At 46.9% G+C, this 15,062-nt stretch carries 9 protein-coding genes and 6 pseudogenes; 13 read left to right on the top strand and 2 right to left on the bottom strand.

Going from position 1 to position 15,062, the window contains the following annotated elements:
* The first annotated feature begins 101 nt into the window (after window positions 1–101).
* The 9 genes and pseudogenes from MCG44_RS10330 to MCG44_RS10290 form a co-directional block, all read left to right on the top strand.
* The gene (locus tag MCG44_RS10330; protein WP_087415339.1) at window positions 102–320 is read left to right on the top strand and encodes a transposon-encoded TnpW family protein; all 219 of its coding nucleotides are present in this window, start codon (window positions 102–104) and stop codon (window positions 318–320) included.
* Window positions 317–2,389 (top strand): annotated as a pseudogene (locus tag MCG44_RS10325) (recombinase family protein). Before MCG44_RS10330 ends, MCG44_RS10325 begins: the two are co-directional and overlap by 4 nt.
* 89 nt (window positions 2,390–2,478) lie before the next feature.
* Window positions 2,479–2,601, top strand: a pseudogene (locus MCG44_RS10320) (DUF3847 domain-containing protein); the annotation flags it as partial.
* A 318-nt stretch (window positions 2,602–2,919) separates the two neighbouring features.
* Window positions 2,920–3,289: pseudogene (locus MCG44_RS10315) on the top strand (MobA/MobL family protein); the annotation flags it as partial.
* Window positions 3,246–4,595, top strand: a complete 1,350-nt coding sequence (locus tag MCG44_RS10310) for a DNA/RNA helicase domain-containing protein (protein WP_240288081.1) — start codon at window positions 3,246–3,248, stop codon at window positions 4,593–4,595. The pseudogene MCG44_RS10315 and the gene MCG44_RS10310, both read left to right, overlap by 44 nt.
* 121 nt (window positions 4,596–4,716) lie before the next feature.
* Window positions 4,717–5,391, top strand: a pseudogene (locus tag MCG44_RS10305) (site-specific integrase); the annotation flags it as partial.
* A gap of 2 nt (window positions 5,392–5,393) precedes the next feature.
* Window positions 5,394–5,729: a plasmid mobilization protein gene (locus MCG44_RS10300; protein WP_240288914.1), complete on the top strand. Its 336-nt coding sequence runs from the start codon at window positions 5,394–5,396 to the stop codon at window positions 5,727–5,729.
* Window positions 5,719–6,906: pseudogene (locus MCG44_RS10295) on the top strand (AAA family ATPase). Before MCG44_RS10300 ends, MCG44_RS10295 begins: the two are co-directional and overlap by 11 nt.
* A gap of 589 nt (window positions 6,907–7,495) precedes the next feature.
* Window positions 7,496–7,738 (top strand): annotated as a pseudogene (locus tag MCG44_RS10290) (DUF6061 family protein); the annotation flags it as partial.
* A gap of 60 nt (window positions 7,739–7,798) precedes the next feature.
* On the opposite strand, the gene MCG44_RS10285 reads toward MCG44_RS10290, so the two are convergent.
* Window positions 7,799–8,110 carry a helix-turn-helix domain-containing protein gene (locus MCG44_RS10285; protein ID WP_240288079.1) on the bottom strand — a complete coding sequence of 104 codons (312 nt, stop codon included), beginning with the start codon at window positions 8,108–8,110 and terminating at the stop codon, window positions 7,799–7,801.
* Window positions 8,111–8,221: 111 nt separating this feature from the next.
* Between MCG44_RS10285 and MCG44_RS10280 the strand changes: the two genes are divergently transcribed.
* From MCG44_RS10280 to MCG44_RS10265, 4 genes are all read left to right on the top strand, one after another.
* Window positions 8,222–8,656 carry a hypothetical protein gene (locus tag MCG44_RS10280; RefSeq protein WP_240288077.1) on the top strand — a complete coding sequence of 145 codons (435 nt, stop codon included), beginning with the start codon at window positions 8,222–8,224 and terminating at the stop codon, window positions 8,654–8,656.
* Between the two features lie 124 nt (window positions 8,657–8,780).
* Window positions 8,781–8,984 (top strand): helix-turn-helix transcriptional regulator, encoded by a 204-nt coding sequence (locus MCG44_RS10275; protein ID WP_318653905.1) that lies wholly within the window; start codon window positions 8,781–8,783, stop codon window positions 8,982–8,984.
* A 290-nt stretch (window positions 8,985–9,274) separates the two neighbouring features.
* Window positions 9,275–10,051 (top strand): DNA-methyltransferase, encoded by a 777-nt coding sequence (locus MCG44_RS10270; RefSeq protein ID WP_412531157.1) that lies wholly within the window; start codon window positions 9,275–9,277, stop codon window positions 10,049–10,051.
* Window positions 10,048–11,046, top strand: coding sequence for an XcyI family restriction endonuclease (locus MCG44_RS10265; protein WP_240288073.1), 999 nt, complete (start codon window positions 10,048–10,050; stop codon window positions 11,044–11,046). The genes MCG44_RS10270 and MCG44_RS10265 overlap by 4 nt, the downstream gene beginning before the upstream one ends.
* 387 nt (window positions 11,047–11,433) lie before the next feature.
* Here the strand turns inward: MCG44_RS10265 and MCG44_RS10260 are convergent, their stop codons facing one another.
* Window positions 11,434–15,030, bottom strand: coding sequence for an S-layer homology domain-containing protein (locus MCG44_RS10260; protein ID WP_240288071.1), 3,597 nt, complete (start codon window positions 15,028–15,030; stop codon window positions 11,434–11,436).
* Between the last annotated feature and the right edge of the window lie 32 nt (window positions 15,031–15,062).

Raw genomic sequence — 15,062 nt, 5'->3', positions numbered from 1 at the left:
TTTGCGTTTGGAAGGGAGTTCTATCAAAACCATGAAAACAGCGAAGAAAAGCGTTACACAGCAGGAATACAGAGCTGAAACCTTGCCGGAGGATATTGCCTATGGGAAATGAAAAGGAAAAGCAGGGCTTTTATATGATAAACCGCCGTATCGGTTCCACTATCTATCGGGTGAGAGTATACGGCAGTGAAACAGCAACAGAAACGATGGAAGATAAAATTTTAAGACTGATTCAAAACGAGGCTGCAAATCCTTGTGGTTCTTGTGGTATAATGGAATCACCACAAATGAGCCGTCAGTCTGAAAGGAGCGCATCATGAGCGTAAAACAGACTGAAGGAAAAATTACAGCTCTTTATGAGCGTTTGTCCCGTGACGATGAACAGGTTGGGGACAGCAACTCGATCGTGAATCAGAAAAAATATTTGGAAAGCTATGCTCAGTAGCAAGGTTTCCAGAATTGCGTTCACTATACGGACGATGGCTATTCCGGCGGCAATTTTGACCGGCCTGCATGGAAACGGCTGATGAACGATATTGAGGAAGGCCGGGTCAGCACCGTACTTGCGAAGGATATGTCCCGCATTGGCCGTGATTATCTGCAAACCGGCTTTTATACGGAGGTGTTCTTCCGTCAGCATGGTATCCGGTTTATTGGAATTGCGAATAATGTGGACAGCAGCGACCAGAACAGCAACGAATTTGCTCCGTTTCTCAATATCATGAACGAATGGTATCTTTGGGATTTGAGCCGAAAACAGCGCACAGCGATTCGGATTAAAGGTGAATCTGGCAAGCCGACCACAAACATCGCCATTTATGGCTACAAAAAAGATCCCAAGGATAAATTCCACTGGCTGATCGACGAGGAAGCCGCAGAGGTTGTACGCAGAATATTCCGCATGAATGCAGAAGGAATCGGTCCTTATGAAATTGCACGGATTTTGTATGAGGACAAGGTGGAAACTCCTGCTGTCTATTTAGGGAAGAAAGGGATCGGCTTTTGGAAAAGCAAAGAAGACTTTCCCAACCCCTATAATTGGAGCGGTTATATGGTGGAGCAGATTCTGTCTAAGCCGGAGTATATCGGACATACTGTAAATTTTCGTTCTCATAAAGAATCCTATAAGGATAAGGGCAGTGTTCGTAATCCGCAGGAGGAATGGCTGATTTTTGAAAACACCCATGAAGCGATTATTGACAAAGAGACATGGGAACTGGTGCAGAAGCTGCGGAAACCCCCCAGGCGAAAGGATACCCTTGGAGAAGCAAATCCGCTGACAGGACTCGTGTTCTGCGCTGATTGTGGGACGAAAATGTATAACCACCGATTCCAAGGTGATTTAGAAAACGGAAATTACCCTTATGATGCTTACGAATACTCAGCGTATAAACTGGCGTCCAGAAACAGGATGGATGTATGCTGCAGTCACTATATTTCAACTAAAGCCATTCGGACTTTGCTCTTGGAAACAATACAGGCAGCCAGCACCTATGCCATCACCAACCAGAAAGAATTTCTGGAAAAGGTGAGAGTAGCATTTGCGTTCCGCTAGAAAGAAGCTGTAAAAGATACGAAACGGAAGCTCAATAAGAACCGGAAACGAGCAGATGAGCAGGATGTCATCATCAAAAAGCTCTACGAGTCTTTTGCGGTTGGGCGAATTTCAGATGAACGCTTTGATAGTCTGCTGGCGGAGTATGAAGCAGAACAAAAAAATTTGCGCTCGGAGATTGCAGAGTTTGAAAAACAAGTAGCGGCCTTTGAAGAAAGTACCGCAAATGCCGAACAATTCCTTGCACTGGCGAAAAAGTACACGGACTTTTCCGGATTGACGACGCCGATGATCAACGAGTTTGTAGACATAATCCTTGTTTATGCCCCGGAAAAGGTGGATGGGGATCGAGTGCAGGAAGTGGAGATCTATCTAAACTTTATTGGATACTTTGCGGCACCTGTGCCGGAACTGACACCGGAGGAAGAAATGCGACAGGAATACCTGTGTAAGCATCGTATGCAAAGCAGAGAGCGGTACAAAGCACTGAAGGATGGCACCCGGAAAGTAGGTGAACCGTTTCAGATTGTGTGTAAGTGCTGCGGGAAGACCTTTGAATCAAAAATGTCCAATGCAATGTTCTGCGATCAAAATTGTCGCTCTAAATATTACCGGCAGGAAGCGGCGAAAAAAAGAAAACGAGGATGCACTTGTGGAAACTGCGGAACTGTCTTTATTACAGACAGAAACGGCGTGAAATACTGCTGTGAGGATTGCATGAAAGAAGCAGTCTATAAAAGACAGAAGGAGCGCAGAGCGGCAAAGAAAAACGAACAGAAAAGTATAGAAGTATCCGCCATTAAAGAGTCGGATCAAAAAGGGAAAACAGCATAAGGATCAGCACGGAGGCGGCTTGTGAGAATAAAATCTCATAAGCCGCCTTTTTTGTATTTTCAGCCGGATACGGCAGAAAGGGAAAATCTATGACGGAACACGAAAAGAAGTTATTACAGGCTAAGCACCGTTTAGAGGAAGCTCAGGCACGGGATCGAGTGAAAGAACGTAAAGCCCGAACACGTAGGCTCATCCAGGAAGGGGCGCTTCTCTTTTTTCCCGAAGGGCGTACTTACTCACCACCCCGAAGGGGCGGTGGTATTTCCTGCGGAAATCGTGCGCTTTCCGAGGGGGATTGCGGCATCTGCGGACGCCGCTGGACAAGGCTGCATTTCTGTCAAACTGCCAGCCTTGTCCATGCAGTCGGCAAGGGGGACCATTTTGTAAGCCCCCTATTTATGGGGTGGTATATTGCCACCCCATCTCGCCGCCTGCCTGTGTCAACCTGCCACCGGCAGCTTGACACAGATACAGGGGCGGAAGAAGGGCTACTGCATTTCACAGTAACCCTTCGGAAAGGATGGTAGACAATGGCAATTTATTATTTAGAGGCCAAAATGGTCAGCCGTGGAGCCGGATGCTCTGCCGGTTGCCGCTCCCGAAGAGTGGCAGGATCGAGAAACACTGTGGAATGCTGTGGAGGAAAACGAAAAAACAAAGGACAGCCGACTGGCCCGTGAATTTGTGGTTGCTCTGCCGATTGAGCTGAGTAAAGCACAGTGGGAAAGGCTGCTGTCTGATTTTGTTTCTGATACCTTTGTATCTGATGGAATGTGTGCGGATGTGGCGATTCATGATTCATACCCTCCCGGTCACAATCCCCACGCTCACATCCTGCTGACGGTGCGCCCGCTGGATGAAAAGGGAAAATGGCAGTACAAGACCGAGAAAGAATATCTCGGTAGGACTGAACATAGCGAATAGGCGACATCATTTTCAAGAAGGAGACGAAGAACATGCCGTGTTTCTTTCGGGAAATGAACCTTTGGTTACTGTTTTAAGAGAGGCATTGACTCGAGATAAAGTAGAAAAGAAAAAAATGTATTGTACAGACTGTAAGGCCAGAGATTTGAACAGAAACTGTACCAACTGTGAGTATAATATTACAAAAAACGGCATCTTTTCTGAAACAAAGAGTTTTATTCAGATGATACATTGGTTTAGGGATGATTCACTTTTGGAGGGACATTCAGCACCTATCGACAAGATTGCGATTTTTGATGAAGCTCAGCGGGCTTGGAAAAAGGAGCAGTTAAGTAAGTTCATGCGGACAAAAAAGGGACAGTCCCACTTTAATATGTCTGAGCCTGAATGCCTTATTGAGTATATGAACAGGCACAAAGATTGGGCGGTTATTGTATGTTTAGTTGGCGGAGGGCAGGAAATACATGATGGGGAAGCAGGAATTGCAGAATGGTTTAATGCAATAAATGAGCATTTTCCTTCCTGGAAGGTGTTTTGCTCAGACCGTATGGCAGGCTATGAATATGCTAGAAATAGTTCGATTGATGAACTCCTTTTCAATGCAGAAGTTCATAAGTGCCGTGAACTTCATCTGTCGGTTTCTATGAGAAGCTTTAGAAGTGAGCTTGTTTCTGCTTTTGCAAAGGCGATAATCGATGGAGATGAAGCAACTGCAAAGGAACTTTATCCGAAAATCATCCAAGCTGACTCAGCTACCAACAAAATGCGGTATCCAATTCTTTTAACGAGAAATCTTCAGACGGCTAAAGAATGGGTGCGAAATATAAGTCATGGCACAGAACGATATGGAATTATTGCGAGTTCAGGTGCTAAGCGGCTACGTGCAGATGGTGTCACAGTTCCCAAAGATATTGAGATTGAAAAATGGTTTTTGAATGGAAAAGATGATGTGAACTCTTCATACTTTATGGAAGTTGCGGCATCGGAATTTAAGATTCAGGGGTTGGAAATTGACTACGCAGTTGTTGTATGGGAAGCGGACTACAGGTACTTGGATGGTAAATTCACATACAATAATTTTGCTGGATCTTCTTGGTCAAAGGTTAATAATCCAATTGCTCAGAATTATCAGAAAAATTCTTATCGAGTTTTGCTTACTCGTGCACAGCAAGGTTATATAATTTATGTACCAAAGGGCAATCCTGAAGATGTTACCAGAAATCCTGAATACTATGATCAAACTTACAACTATTTAAAGAAGATTGGCATTATTGAAATTTGATACGATAAGAGTTGGAAAACAACAGGAGGTTACCGTAAAACACGGTAGCCCCCTGCTTCTGTAGAAACTTGACATTTATTATTTGTGAACGCTCTGCAGAAATTACCCTTGACAAATCCTTTCTCAACTCAGTGCCATCTTTAACCATGCGGTACGGTATTACAATCTCCGTGATAACCCTTGTAAAAAGGCAGGTAGCATGGGGAAAAAGAAAAACCGAGAAATGATGTTCTGGACTAAGGAGCAGTATTTGAAATTTGTGGAAGTGATGATGGATAAACCGCTGTCCTTCTATGCCTTTGAGATGCTCTACTGGTGTGGCATCCGAGAGGGAGAACTTCTGGCTCTGACCCCGGCAGATTTTGACTTTGAGAAGCGCACTGTTTCCATCAACAAATCCTATCAGCGGCTGAATGGGCAGGATTTGATTACTACTCCAAAAACTGAAAAGAGCAATCGGATCATCACTATGCCGCAGTTCCTGGCCGAGGAAATTCAGGATTACCTCAAAATGCTCTACGGCATTGGAGCAGATGACCGAATGTTCACCGTCACCAAGAGTTATCTCCACCGGGAGATGGATAGAGGCTCCAAAGAGGCTGGAGTCCCGCGCATCCGAATCCATGACATTCGTTACAGTGCAGTTTCACTTCTCATCGACATGGGGTTCTCTGCTACAGCCATAGCAGACCGGGTGGGCCATGAAAGTATCGACATTACTTACAATTATGCACACCTGTTTCCGTCCAAGCAAACGGAAATGGCTGATAAATTAAATATGGAAAGGGGCAATTAAAAATATCAGCAAAGAATTTGGATAAGCACAACCGTTGGAGGAACAAGGCCGTATCTTTCCGGGTCTCCCCAGAGGAGGATACCAAGATTGAAACAGCAGTCAAGCTCACAGGACTGACCAAGCAAGACTATATCATCCATCGGCTGCTCTGTCGGGATGTGGTGGTGCAGGGAAATCCAAGAGTCTATAAGGCACTGCGAGATCAGCTGGCTACTGTGCTGGACGAGCTGCACCGGATTGAAGCCGGGCAAGGCGTAAATGAGGAACTGTTGGACACCATTCAGATGATCACAACCATTATGAAAGGAATGCAGGAGGATGTTGCCTATGACCGATGAAAAAAAGAAAATGACCACCCATGCTTCATCTGTTGGCGCAGATGATGGGCAGTCAATCTCTAAAAACTCTGACATTAGTATAACCACTTTCAAGGAAGAAATCAACGATGAAGTTATAAATCCTCAGGAAAGCCTGGAGGAAATGTACCGTAGGATACAGCGCATGAGCGACCCGGCTTACCTGCATACTGTAACCTTGGACGAGCTGATGGACAATGTGTTTGAGGTAAAGTCCGCAGTGATTGAAAACCTGCTCTATACTGGAGCATATATCCTTGCCGGAGCGCCCAAAATCGGCAAATCTTTTCTGGTGGCGCAGATCGCCCACCATGTCAGCACCGGGCAGGATTTGTGGGGCTACAAGGTTCATCAGGGAACAGTCCTCTATCTTGCTCTGGAAGATGACGAAAGTCGTTTGCAGCGCCGGATGTTCCGTATGTTCGGTGTGGAGGGGACAAACTCCCTCCACTTTGCTACCAGTGCCAAGATGATCGGCAGCGGTCTGGATGAACAGCTTGAAAAATTTGTCCGGGAACACCGAGACACCAAACTGGTTATCGTAGATACCCTGCAAAAAGTCCGGGAGATGGTGAGCGATAACTACAGTTATTCCAGCGATTATGAGGTGATTGGAAAACTGAAACAATTTGCAGACCGGCATGGAATTTGCATCCTGATCGTCCATCACACCAGAAAGTAGCCTGCAGGAGATAGCTTTGAGAAGATTTCCGGCACCACCGGACTGTCAGGCTGTGCAGATGGGGCACTCATTATGCAGAAAGAAAAACGAACTGACGGAAAGGCCACACTGGAAATCAGCGGACGGGATCAGCCGGATCAGCGGCTGTATCTAAGCAAAGACCAGGAGCGTTTGGTATGGATCCTCGACTATGCGGAGAATGAACTCTGGAAGTAGCCACCGGATCCCGTGCTGGAAGCGGTAGCGAAGATCGTATCTGACGAGAACTGCGAATGGGAAGGCAGCCACACAGATCTTGCCGAAGCCATCCGGTTGGATATGGTGGTGAACCACCTTACTAAGCATCTGAATGTAAATGCCAGTCGTCTGCTGGAAGAACATCAGGTGAAGTATGAATACAAAATCAAACATGAAGGGCGGCGTATTCGGCTGACTTATATGGTGGTAGAAGCATCCGCATTTGAAGTAATCGAGTAAAGCGCGACGCTTGCAACGGTCACGACGGTGTTTTGAGGGGTACTCCCAGTACCGCTGCGCCCCTGTACCATGTTGCGGGAAAGAAAATGCGAGGTGGTGTTTTGCCACCCCATTATTCAAGAGGGCGACCCATTTTAGGGCACCCTAAAAGTACCGTAGGATGTCGCGTTTCACGACACCCTATGCCCAAAAACAGGGCACAGGATGCGGAGTAAAAGAGAACGATGGGTAGGCATTTTGCCCACGCATCTAGCGAGGGCTACTGTGTTTCGCGGTAGCCATCAGGCAATAAGGGGGGAACGATTTGTTCCAGAGTATCTTAAAGGGGTCGGCGTTTTGTCGTACCCTTTCAAAGCGTTCGGAGAACGCGCAGCCACAGAATGAAATTCTGTGTTCAAGGGGGCTTGGGGGCGCTGCCCTCAACAAGCAGACGGCAGGAAATGTGAGTGTATATTAACACTCGCATTGCTTGCCGGATTTGTGTGTGGATAGCCACATGCATTGCTTGCCGGTAACTAAAACAACCGCAACGACCCTTGTGCCGTTGCGGCAAATTAACCGAAATTTGAGGGGTTGGGAGGTAACGAGTATGAGAAAGATTTTGTCCTGCAAGTTTAACCTGGACACCGCCTGCGTGGAGCTGCGCATGGGTGACGGAACGCTACTCTCTATTGACTGCACAGCTTTAGAGAACGAGGTAGCGAACAGTATGTACCAACGGTCAGAGCTAGACTGGCTGATTTACAACAATCCGTTGGTCTATGCCGAGCTGATTTTGAATGGTGAGCCAGAACTGTATCTAAAGACTGTAACAAAGAAAGCTCCATTAGATTGGCAAGAAAGAAAATCCGCCAGAAGTAGCATCCTAAAAGGTGTGCCTCTGGCGGATTTTTTACATCTTATCAATCAAAGCAAATACAACGACCTGTTGATCTTCGCTCAATCTTGACCAGCGTTCCAGAAGCTTTTTCTGCGCCTCAGTCAAGGAAACAGGTGCATCTTCTTCGGCAAACAGCTGAGACAGCGTAATGCCAAAAGCTGTGCAGATTTTCTCCAGGGATGGAATGGTCGGAACCATTTTCTTACGATACCATGAGGAGATCGTGGATTGTGGTAAACCGGAGCATTCTGCAAGCTGATACTCTGTCCAGCCCCGTTCCTCCCGATACGCGGTTATAACCGAGAGAATATCCTTCACCTGCATCACTCCTTTGCTTGTGTTCTTCGTAAATTATACTTTGATAAATGGTTTGTGATTTAATCATTTATATCGTATAATTTTAACGACAAGCACGACTGCAAAGGAAGGAAAACTTTGGGAGGAAAAACCTGCTTTTTCATTGGGCACAGAGAGGCATCGAAAGAAATTTATTCGGCATTGTATGCGGCTGTGGAGCAGCACATTGTTGAATATGGCGTTACAGAATTTATCGTCGGTCACTACGGTGGATTTGACCACCTTGTAGCATCGGCAGTCAAAGAAGCCAAGTGCTTTTACTCAGAGGTGAAGCTCACTTTGCTATTGCCATACCATCCAGCAGAGCGGCCCATCCCAACACCCGATGGATTTGATGGAACATTCTATCCGCCAGGGATAGAATGTGTTCCAATTATAAGAGCAAACCGCTATATTGTTGATTATGTAGACTATCTGATTGTCTATGACTGGTACCCTGCCAGTAATGCGCGGGAGCTGGTGGAGTACGTAAGAAGGAGAAAAGGTCAAAATCATTTACAGATAACAGTGTAAGATAGATTGAACTACAATCTCACATAGATTTTATATATCCTCACAGTTTCATGAGATTATCTTGCCGTTGTGTGCATGATGTGGTATAATGTGAAATAATTCGACAACAAATGGGGAATTGATTATGCCAGTCAGTTACGATAAACTATGGAAGATGCTGATTGATAAAAAGATGAATCGAACAGAGCTAAAAGACGTTGCGGGAATCAGTTTCAATGTACTAGCCAAAATGGGCAAGAATGAATATGTCTCTATGGAAAGTCTTCATCGGATTTGTCGAACCTTATCATGCGATATAGGTGAGATTGTAGCGTTTATAGACGAGTGATTGCTGGCTTTGTCCATGTTGCACTCATTAACTATAGAGAAAATTGATTTTCGGATTAGAATGTATATGCATAGTATAATGTACGGATTATCCTTAATTGGAGGAAAATGAAATTGATTGAGGAATCACAGAAAAAAGGTAGCAGGATTTGCGACGATTTGATTTATCAAAAATCATTGTTTTCTAGTCCTGTTGTTTTGAGTACAGGTATAAATAAAGGTAAGGTAGAGAAGATTCTTTCGGATACTTCTTCATTATTCCTTGGGGATGCAAAAAAAATTTTAGACCAAATGCGCGATGAATCCGTACAATGTGTAATTACCTCGCCTCCATATTGGGCATTGAGAGACTATAATATCGATGGTCAAATTGGTCTAGAAGAAAGCGTCTATAAGTATATAGACACACTTGCTGATTTATTTGATCAAGTAAAAAGAGTATTAAAGAATGATGGAACATTTTGGCTAAACATTGGAGATAGTTATACATCAGGCGGGCGCAAATGGCGCGCTCCTGATGGCAAAAATAAAGCTCGCGCAATGTCAATTAGACCAGATACACCTGAAGGGTTAAAAGCAAAAGAGCTGATAGGTGTACCTTGGCGATTAGCATTTGCACTGCAGTCTCGAGGATGGTATCTTCGTTCTGATATAATATGGGAGAAACCAAATTGTCAGCCAGAAAGTGTTAGAGATCGTCCAACAAGATGTCATGAGTATATGTTCTTATTTTCTAAAAATGAAAAATATAAATATTATGTTGATGCAAAAAAAGGGCCAAATGGACGAAGAATTCGAGACGTATGGAGTATCAATACTAAGGCGAATAAGGATACATCAGGACATTTTGCTGTATATCCGGTAGAATTAATTGAACCATGTATCCTATTCGGAACAAATGAAAATGATTTGATTCTAGACCCCTTTATGGGATCAGGAACCACAGCGGTGGCTGCGAAACGTTTACATCGGCGTTTTGTTGGAATTGAGCTTAATCCAGACTATTACCAAATATCAATAAAACGTTTATGTTCAGAAGGAATGAGTATTATGGAGGAAGAAATGTGAGAGACATTGTCATCCCATCTACAGCAAAGCAAATACAAACGCAAAAAATTCTTCATGACTATCGTGAAAGAATGTTGGGATCAAATCTTAAAGCTACAGTATCAACTATTGATCCAGATGTTTTGCAGGCAGAAGTTTCTAGGTTTGTAGGTAAAGACTGCCGGATGATTTTGCAAGGCCTAAGTATCCGAGAGGAAGTCATGTTTGCATTACCGTGCGTCTTAAAAAGTAATCCAATACTTTTGGGATACTATCGCCTTCTTATGGGAATTAGCGAAAAACAATTTTATACGAGTGCTACAGGATTGTCCGTATTTAAAACAATGGAACATGATGGTAAAGTTAATGCAAGTGCAGAAAAAGAACTTGATAATTTATGTTGTGCTATAAATAATACAATGGCACTACTGTTAAGAGGTGTCAATCGTTCAAATTTAGAACAGGATCTTACAGAATTGCCACTAATGACTCTGGGAGTATATGCGGATGGAGTTTGGAGAAATATAATAGGAACTCAAGCAGCGCTACATGTGTTTGAAACAATTAAGCAAATTGTAAAATCGTTCCGTGTAGATCTTGTCACGGATGAAGAAAAATGTTTGAGATTTAAAAACAATGCAGGTAATATATACCGAGTGGTTCCAAGCTCTGATCCAGATATTTCCGTTTTTTCGGAGGGGCAACCTGAGGAAAAAATTCTTTGTATTGAAATTAAAGGTGGGCAGGATGTTGCAAATGTACATAACCGTGCAGGAGAAGCTGAAAAAGCGCATCTAAAAGCAGGTCAAGCGGGCTGGCGTGAAAAATGGACAGTTATATATCTTGTGGGACTTCAACACAAACAAGCAGATAAATTGCTTACAGAATCTCCCTCAACAGATAAGTGGTTTGATATCAATGAAGTATGTGCACAATCGGGTAAAACATATGACTCGTTTAAAAACATGCTTGTTTCAAGGTTTGGTCTGATTGTCAATAGTATTTGTGATGTTTAACTTTAGATAAAATCGACTATTTACAAATGAAATGCAGCATGTTTAAGCTGGATTAGCTATCCAAGGAAAGAAAAAGACTTTTGATTTAAGAGGAACCTTTATTTATACCGCTTGATAATATGTCGCAATTTCTTTGGCAACACCATGGCAACAAAAAATCAGATAGCCTCTACTATCTGAACAATGAAAAGAATACTAATACTCTGAGCTAAACTCCGTAAGCAAATCTGTTTAGAAAACTTCTGGCAGGAGCGAGTGGGAGTAATTGTGGCAAAAGTCAGCGATAGTGAAATTTTATCTAAATTTAGGAGGGAGCCGTTCCAGTTGGAACGGCTCCCTCCTTTGTGCTCCTTAATTAGAAGGCGGGCAGGGGATAGATGGGCGCTGTTACTTCAACCTAGTCCAATCCTCCATGCCGTCGGACTTGGTATAGTTGTGGCTGTTGACAGCCTCCATGATCTGGTAGTAACCCCAATAGCCCTCGGCCACGTCGGGGAACTGACGGAGGCTGTCGGCGTGGGCGTCCACATAGTCCTTGTCTGCCGCCCGAGCCAGCATATTGTTTACGATGGTGGTCACTTCCGACCGGGTGATGGTGTTGTTGGGGCGGAAGGTGCCGTCGCTGTACCCGCCGATCCATCCATATTGGGAGGCGCTCATCACATAGGGATAGAACCAGTCGCTCTCGGACACATCGGAGAAGCTGGCTTCTCCTTCGCTCACTCTGTGAGCGAAGCCCATGGCGATGGTAGTGAACTCCGCGCGGGTAATGGCCCGGTCTGGGTCAAACCGGCCGCCGCCTACGCCGTCCACCATACCCAGGGAAGCCAGGGTGTTCACCGCCTTGGCGTACCACGCCTCGGTGGGCACGTCGGAGAAGGATACGGTAAGCTTCACATCCTGGTTCAGAAGCAGGGTGTAGAACATCTGGGCCACCTCCGCCCGTGTCATGCTCCGGTTGGGGCCAAAGGTGCCGTCAGGGTATCCGGTCAGATAGGCCATGTGGTCCTCCGCATTGAGCCAGTTGGATACGCCGGTGTGGTCAGGGTCAGCCACCGGCTTGACAGCCCGGAACTGGGCCTGAATGGTGTGCTTCTCCCGGACGTTCTCAAAGGTGTAGGAGCGAACGGCCCCCACGCTTTCTCCGTCCACCAGCACGTCGGCGATCTCATACCCGCTGTCCGCCCGGATGGTGAAGGTCTTGTCGCTGCCGCGGGCAACACGGACGGAACCGCTGGGGCTGATGGAGCCGCCATCCTCCGCACTGGCCGTGATGGTGTAACGGGTGGTGCCGCCGCCTCCACCGGAGCTGCCGCCGCTCTCCTTCGTCCAGGCCAGGGCGAAGGGGGAGAAGCTGCCGTTAGCAGCGTCCCCGCTCAGGCTGAATTTCACGCCCTTGTCTGTCTTGGCGGCGGAAATAGAAACCACGTTGGAGGCATCGATCAGATTTTCCATATCCTCCGCTGTATCGATCTGGTACTCCCGGTGCAGACCCTCGAAGTGCAGGACGCTAAAGGTGTAGTCGTTATAACTGCTCTTGACCGCATCGGGATAGGGCCAGAAGATGGTGATATCCTGGTCTGTGCTTACCCAGGCGTTGCCGTCGTGCTCGTTGATGAGGTCCAGATACTTGAACTCATACTGATTTTCTGTGAGGGCATGGCCTGTTTCAGCCGCGCGCTCTGCCAACAACGCTTGCGTGTCGGCCTGGGCCGCAGCGTCCCGTTCGAGAATATCGTCAAAGAGCAGGGCAATCTGTGGGTTGGCATCGGGATCGGTTGTATCCGTGCCCAGCACGCCCAGGTCCTCCTGGCCGTTGGTATAGAAATGCGCGCCATCGGGAATCACGGCCACAGCGATTCCGTCGTCGGTATCCACGTCGTCCTCGCTGTGGACCACGGGCTGGGCAATGTCTACGGTGTTGTCCAGAACTTTGTCCGGATCGGATACGTTGCGCACGGTCAGGGTGCCGGGGTAGAAGTCGATATCCACCGGGTCCCCGTCCTTAGTTTTCACAGTGAGCTCGTTCAGGTTGGTGGCGACGATGTCGTACAGGCCGGCCTCACGGTCATCATCTGCGGTATCGAAGCCGTCGTCTGACAGAGCGTTTGCCTCTGCCTTTGGGACAAAGCCCTCCTCCAGCCAGGGCAGAAGGACGATTTCTCCCTCCTCAATGTCAGACAGGGCATACTCTACGCCCGCTTCGCCCGCTTTGTCAGTGACAACGATTTCATCCAAGGTGACGTTTTCCGCACCCGTCACCTTGTAGCGGGCAGTGGGGAAGGAGTCGTCGTTGATGGAGTCGCCGCCGGTATAGGCCGTAATGTCCTGGGATTCAATCGTGATGGTCTTGGGCTCTATGACCGTCACCTGGAAAACGTAAGAATTGGTTACTGTCGCCTCGTAATCGTTGTCGCTTCCGAAGTCGATAAAATTATAATGTGATTTATAGAAGAGTTCTGGCTCTCCACCATTCCTGACGATATAGCCGTAAATCTCTACCATGTACTGGTTGGGGCTGATTCTCTCATGGTCTTTACTCTCAATGGGAATTTCTGAACGTTCTGTCTTTACACGATTCAGGATGCCGCTTCCCTCGCTGTTAGAGAAGATATCTGGCTCCGCAATGCTGCGCGGGCCATTTGGGGTCTGGTCGTACTCGTCCCACCAGCAGTATTGGAAGTAGACATATTCATCTTCCGTGCTGCCCTGTTTTTCCAGAAGCAGCGGATGGGACACCAGTACCCCGGCGGTGTGTTCCTGGTCATCTAGCTCTACGGTCAGGTTCCCGTTTGCCTGAGCGACGCCGTCCACCGAAAACTGGACTGTGGGGTTTTGCAGGGAATAGGACACCTTGGCCTGCGGGTTTGTCTGATTGGTATCCACTTTCCCCGTGTTTGTCAATGCGCTGCCGCCCAACATCCATTGTATATCGTAGCCAGGCTTTTCATCCGGCGTATTATCCAGAGTGGGGAGTGTATATGTTGTATCCTTCTCCCAAAAGTCAGTACCCTCAATCCGGATATACTGAATAGACTGATAGTTCAGCTTTTCCTGCTGAATACCTGTGTCGCCAAATCGAATCGTCAGGGGATGGGTCATGGCATTTCTGGAAGTGCTTGTGGGACTGCAGTTGAGTCTGTAATCCTGATAGCTCGTGTTGTCATTAAAGATGATCAGCAGGCTGCTGTTTCCGGTATGGAACGCTTTGCTGTCATAACCGGTGTAGTTCGAGTCCCAGCCGTCTCCCTGCCGTTTTACCACGATCTGGGAGATGCGTCCGCTGTAGAATGCCTCGCTGCCGATGGTTTCCACGGATTTTGGGATGACGACCTTCACATCCATTCCGGCGGAAAAGGCATCTTTGAAAGTCTGCTTTCCGATGGCTTTCAGGCTGTCCGGCAGTTCAAAGACCGTACTCTCCTCGCTGTTCGCTGTGCGGACAAACTCCAGCCCTGAACACCCATTGAAAACACTGCCGCTGCTGCCGTCAGCCGCCCCCAGGACCTCAAGGGTATCGGGCAGGATCACGCCGGTCAGACCCGTACATCTGCTGAAGGCGCTCTTTTCTATCGTCTGTACCTTTGTCTTAGATAAATCCAGTACGCCGATAATGGGCGCACCCATCGCCGCCTGACTTTCAATGGTGGTCAGACTGGTCGCTTCGGAGAAGTCAATCACGACTTTGGATTTTCCGAGGTTCGAAAATACATTCGTACCAACCGTACCACCCGAACCAATAGTCGTCACGCTGCTCGGTATCTTGATGGAGAAATACATCTCGTCTCCACTCGGATTAACACGTAAAAGCCAGTCGCTCGAGACCCCCCTATAGGCAGTCCCGTCGATGACCATGCCCTCCTCCGGCACCGCCATCGGATCATCCGGCGAGAGCCCGCTCCCGCCTACCGCCCAGACTGACACCGGACCCAGGGAGAGGACCAGCGCCAGAGTGAGCAGGATCGCTGTCAATCGTTTCTTCATGTACTCATTTCCTCCTTGCGTATTAAGGTGTT

The organism is Lawsonibacter sp. OA9, assembly GCF_022440585.1.
This window is presented reverse-complemented; position numbering and strand designations above follow the sequence as displayed.

What these genes read in the sequence shown, in the direction of transcription:
- MCG44_RS10330 (WP_087415339.1), top strand. Translation starts at nt 102, where the DNA reads ATGGGAAATGAAAAGGAAAAGCAGGGCTTTTATATGATAAACCGCCGT.
- MCG44_RS10310 (WP_240288081.1), top strand. Translation starts at nt 3,246, where the DNA reads ATGAAAAGGGAAAATGGCAGTACAAGACCGAGAAAGAATATCTCGGTA.
- MCG44_RS10285 (WP_240288079.1), bottom strand. Translation starts at nt 8,110, where the DNA reads ATGCAGGTGAAGGATATTCTCTCGGTTATAACCGCGTATCGGGAGGAA.
- MCG44_RS10275 (WP_318653905.1), top strand. Translation starts at nt 8,781, where the DNA reads ATGCCAGTCAGTTACGATAAACTATGGAAGATGCTGATTGATAAAAAG.
- MCG44_RS10270 (WP_412531157.1), top strand. Translation starts at nt 9,275, where the DNA reads ATGCGCGATGAATCCGTACAATGTGTAATTACCTCGCCTCCATATTGG.
- MCG44_RS10260 (WP_240288071.1), bottom strand. Translation starts at nt 15,030, where the DNA reads ATGAAGAAACGATTGACAGCGATCCTGCTCACTCTGGCGCTGGTCCTC.